We start from the raw sequence: 4,369 nt of genomic DNA on the forward strand, positions 1-4,369 counted from the left end.
TCGCGCTTACCCAACAATTGATTGAGGCAATACTCAGAGTTTTCAGCATCCAAAGAATAAGTGTCCGAAAAACAGCGCTCAAAAAAGCCGACTTGCCGAAAAACGCCAAACTGAAAAGCAAAGGGAACAAAGAAAAACCATAAACCACTGATTTTACGTGATTAAGCATAACGCCCTGTTAAGGGGTGAGCAACGCAATACCGAAGCCGCCGCATACCGCCTTAAACACTAAAACCAACGCATAGTAAAAATGCCACGCGTTGCGAATCCCTCTTAAACAGTTTGTTATAACACAATTCCACCATAGGCACTTTATTTCTGATAACATAGGTGAATAACAGTTTTACATGGATTAGAACGATGTTTAATTTAACTTGTAACATTTCGAAACCTCAGGTTTCGCGAGAAACCGTTGAGCTAACAGCCAACAGCATGGGAGTTGATTGTAACACTTCAAAACCGATACCTTATGACGAGTTATCATTCAAGTTAGGTCATACCACTAGCCTATTAATTCTATGTCTTTCCAAAAACCCGAAAGTAAGTGCGCCGGCTTTAAGGGGTACTGTAGAACTAATTTCGAAACTTAGTACGTACCCATCCTTTAAAGTTGCTTCGCTAACAATGAATAACTATCCAGATTTTTCTTTAGAGACTTGGGAAAAATATGGCTTATTTTCAGAAGATCTAGAGAATTTTAATAATATTTCACATTTTTTCCGAATTACGCCAGAGTTAAAAGTACCAAAGACCTCTTTAGGCTTGAACTCAAGAGGGGCGTTTGAACTCGACTTGTCTTTGGAATTAATCGTAGTTAAAGGAGGAATAGAACATTCAGCAGCTAAAGTAGTTGTCGAGTTTGATGGACCACTTCACCTAAATTCAGACAATGTACGCGCTGATAAGTTGAGAGATTCTTTTGTACAGAGTCAAGGTGCTACGGTTTTCCGTGTTCAGAGTGTGAATACTCACGATCTAAATAGGGCTCAACAGGACGAAAAATCACATGAACAGCTGATGGCACATATAGAAAATATAAAAGAGCACTTTCGAAATAGGCTATTCGCAGTTTTATCGATCCCTTAATATGTCGGGGGCTGTGTTATAACGCCCAATTAAGGGGTGAGCAACGCTACCACCCAACCTAAAGCATTGTACCGTAACCACTAAAATTGAAGTAGAAGCAAAAATGCCAAGCGTTGGGAATCCCTCTTAAATTGTTTGTTATAACGCTGTTTTATGACTTTGATTTTTCACCAAGATACTGTGAAAACCTTAAAAGGTAGCCATCTGGGTCTTGTACTAAAAATTCACGCTGACCTGATAAACTATCGCCAACGTCATACCATGTGTCTTTTTGCTCTTTGAATAATGACACACCTGCTGATTCCAAGCGCTCGTAAACTGGCGCAATATCTGACAATTCAATTTGGAAATTCACACCACGACCAAGCGGAGTTTCTAAAGAGCCAGTAACCCAAGCATTGTCGTGAATTTGCTCTAGCATGATTTGCACTTGCTCAAGTTCAAGATAGACAAAATCTGGTGATTCCCTTTGACTTCTGACCTTGAACCCTAACATTTCACAGTAGAAATTCAGTGATTTAGCGAAGTCTGACACCGACAATTCAGGCACCATTGGATTCCAATATTCTTCCATATCATTCCTTAATATGTGTGATGAACTCTACTGCGTTATAACGCTGCGTTAAGGGGTGAGTGCCGCCTAAACCAAGCTTCCGCAGACCACTTTCACCACCAAAATTCACCGCATACCCAAAATGCCACGCGGCATGAATCCCTCTTAAACGCCTTGTTATGTTTAAGACACAAAGGGTTGAGTTTGCGATACCAAGAGCTTAACTCGACTTACCTTTGCAAACCAAAACCAGACGCTAAAAAGCTGAATTAACTCATAAATTTAGTTGTAATAACTTTGAGTTTTAGCGTGAGAAACAGAAAACTTGAGCTCAAACTTAAAACTAAGGCAGCTTCATTCGACTTACAAGCGCACTGAATTTCAATGAGGCAATTCTCTGAATTTTTCGCGCCCACGAATTGGAGTCCAGAAAACAGCGAACACTGAAGTTAACTTGCCGACAAGACCAAAATTAGAAAGCTGAGAAAGCAAAGAAAAGATGCAACCAACTGATTTTACGTGACTAAACATAACGCCCAATTAAGGTGTGAGCCACGCTACCACTACACTCAATTTAGACACCGTAAACACTTAACTAAACCCAAACCAAAAATGCCGAGCGTGGGGAATCACTCTTAAATTGATTGTTAGCCGTGCATGCAAAGTTCTGCGATTTTCTGAGCTTTGCTTATTTCAATACCTTTCACAAAATCTTCATGTAACTCATGGTCAGTTTCATGAAGTGCGATAAAGGGACGAGCACCATCCGGTCGAGGATGTACATCAGTGGCCAAAGCATACGTAGTTTCATAGTAAGGTAAATAATTGCACAACCACCCAAAGTAGGTTCGGTTGATATCTGGTTGTTCATACGTTTCTACGTAATGGTTATAGCTAGACTCACTGAGAGACACCCAAACACCCCACATAAAAGGCTCTTCTACTCCAATAATCGGTATTTCCAAGATTACTCTGATAAAGTAATGGTAACCATCTTCATCTTTGTAGTAGCACAAGTCTGAGCCTAGCTTACCTTCATTTTGTACTTCTTCTGGCTGCTCGAGGTAAGGATCAGGCGCTTTGAATCCAAAACTGGGCGAGCCCTCATGAATCTCCTCACAGGAAGAACACTTAAACGCGAATATACTACTCAATTATTACTCCTTGACGGCTAACGCCGCGTTAAGGGGTGAGTGCCGCCTAAACCAAGTTTCCGCAGACCACTTTCACCACCAAAAGCACCGCATACCAAAAATGCCACGCGGCATGAATCCCTCTTAAACGCCTTGTTATACCAATTTTTGGCCAGTCATAAGCAACTTAACTTATAAGCCAAAACCAACTTTTGGTAACTTACGAACTGAGCGAACACCCCATTGTGATAAATCTGGCTTAGGTTGCCCCGTGAAATCACCAAGGCAGATATACCCTCGAGACAGATAACGATAAAGGAAATCTCCACCCTCTAAAGAGCCTCTTCTATCATCACCAAATGGTAATTTTATACGATCTACTCGTAGATCTGAGGCGGCTTTGAAAGCAGGATAAACGCTGGAGTTCACCGAATATGAGCTTAGATCACTTAGAAGTGCTTTATCTGACATTTGCGATGCTGTACGAGTAAAGATCATGATTAGACGTTTCTGCTGTTCTGATGAAACGATGATCATTTCCATATTGGTTTTCCTTTGAAATAAGGAAGTATATAGAAACCAAGCTTCACTCGATAGTGTTTTGAGTTGGAGCTTATTACGATAAATTGGTATAACGCCCTGCTAAGGGGTGAGCAACGCAATACAAAAACCACCGCAAAGCACCTTAATCACTAAAATCAACGCATAGTAAGAATGCCACGCGTTGCGAATCCCTCTTGAGCAGTTTGTTAGTCGCGAGGCACCGAGCGACAATTTTAAGCCGAACTAAACTTTGCGAACAACAAACTTTATGTGCTTTGATGCATTTAAGTCAGGCGTAGTCTCAAAGCGGCTACTCAATGAAACCACTTGGAACAAACAACGCCGTAGAAAACGGACTGACAACACCAAAAAGCGCTTTTGGAAAGCCAATCTCACAGTGCGGACTTTCAACAAAGCCACTGAAACCACGTGGAACTTACAACACCAGAGAAAACGTCATTTCAGCGAGTAAATCGGCTTTTATACCCAACAAGCTCACCGAGCGGAGTTGCAACCGAAAACAGACTCTCGATTGCCCTGCTCTGTCAGCACCAAAGAACAAAACAACCGCTAGGACAGTTACAAAACTTTGGACTGAAACAGTTGAAACTGAGTTTTGAGCATCGCCGACGCACCTGCGTATCAAACGATCATCAGCCAAATTTTAAGCTTAGAAACGTGATTTTGACTGCTAGCTTTTTCTGGCGACTAACGCCGCATTAAGGTGTGAGCAGCGCTTGGCTATACTTGAGCGAAGCGAAACTGCCAAGCGTTGCGAATCACTCTTAAATGCTTGTATGGGAAATTATCCCCATTAATCGACCTGTTTCGGGTAATGTGAGACCCAGGCTTTAGCCGCAACTAAAGCTTTCTATGTTGTAGTTCGATTGAACGCTGGCTCCTCTATCGAGAGACCGATAACAAACATGAACGCGACATAGAACTCCAAGCACCAAACTCGAATACTCGACTGGGTCTCGAACCCGCATTACGCAAGCAAGAGTTAGCTTATTATGAATACAAACACACTTCAAAATATTAATGTCGGTGTGGA

6 protein-coding genes are annotated in these 4,369 nt (G+C 41.7%); 1 reads left to right on the forward strand and 5 read right to left on the reverse strand.

The window, feature by feature from the left end; genetic code table 11:
• The first annotated feature begins 360 nt into the window (after positions 1–360).
• Complete coding sequence (locus CIK04_RS03375; RefSeq protein WP_097353725.1) at positions 361–1,086, forward strand: DUF559 domain-containing protein; 726 nt, start codon at positions 361–363, stop codon at positions 1,084–1,086.
• A 151-nt stretch (positions 1,087–1,237) separates the two neighbouring features.
• Here CIK04_RS03375 and CIK04_RS03385 read toward each other — a convergent pair whose 3' ends face one another.
• The 5 genes from CIK04_RS03385 to CIK04_RS03405 form a co-directional block, all read right to left on the reverse strand.
• On the reverse strand, positions 1,238–1,660 hold the full coding sequence (locus CIK04_RS03385; protein WP_097353726.1) for a VOC family protein: 423 nt from the start codon (positions 1,658–1,660) through the stop codon (positions 1,238–1,240).
• 1 nt (position 1,661) lies between these two features.
• Positions 1,662–1,850 carry a DUF3265 domain-containing protein gene (locus CIK04_RS03390; RefSeq protein WP_097353727.1) on the reverse strand — a complete coding sequence of 63 codons (189 nt, stop codon included), beginning with the start codon at positions 1,848–1,850 and terminating at the stop codon, positions 1,662–1,664.
• A 436-nt stretch (positions 1,851–2,286) separates the two neighbouring features.
• Complete coding sequence (locus tag CIK04_RS03395) at positions 2,287–2,793, reverse strand: DUF2199 domain-containing protein (RefSeq protein WP_097353695.1); 507 nt, start codon at positions 2,791–2,793, stop codon at positions 2,287–2,289.
• A gap of 17 nt (positions 2,794–2,810) precedes the next feature.
• The gene (locus tag CIK04_RS03400; protein ID WP_097353696.1) at positions 2,811–2,948 is read right to left on the reverse strand and encodes a DUF3265 domain-containing protein; all 138 of its coding nucleotides are present in this window, start codon (positions 2,946–2,948) and stop codon (positions 2,811–2,813) included.
• 16 nt (positions 2,949–2,964) lie between these two features.
• Positions 2,965–3,315 carry a hypothetical protein gene (locus tag CIK04_RS03405; RefSeq protein WP_017420684.1) on the reverse strand — a complete coding sequence of 117 codons (351 nt, stop codon included), beginning with the start codon at positions 3,313–3,315 and terminating at the stop codon, positions 2,965–2,967.
• Positions 3,316–4,369: the final 1,054 nt, after the last annotated feature.

Source organism: Vibrio sp. 03_296, assembly GCF_002265885.1.

Bases quoted from the DNA above. Each gene is read 5' to 3' on its own strand.
- CIK04_RS03375 (WP_097353725.1), top strand. From the start codon at position 361: ATGTTTAATTTAACTTGTAACATTTCGAAACCTCAGGTTTCGCGAGAA.
- CIK04_RS03385 (WP_097353726.1), bottom strand. From the start codon at position 1,660: ATGGAAGAATATTGGAATCCAATGGTGCCTGAATTGTCGGTGTCAGAC.
- CIK04_RS03405 (WP_017420684.1), bottom strand. From the start codon at position 3,315: ATGGAAATGATCATCGTTTCATCAGAACAGCAGAAACGTCTAATCATG.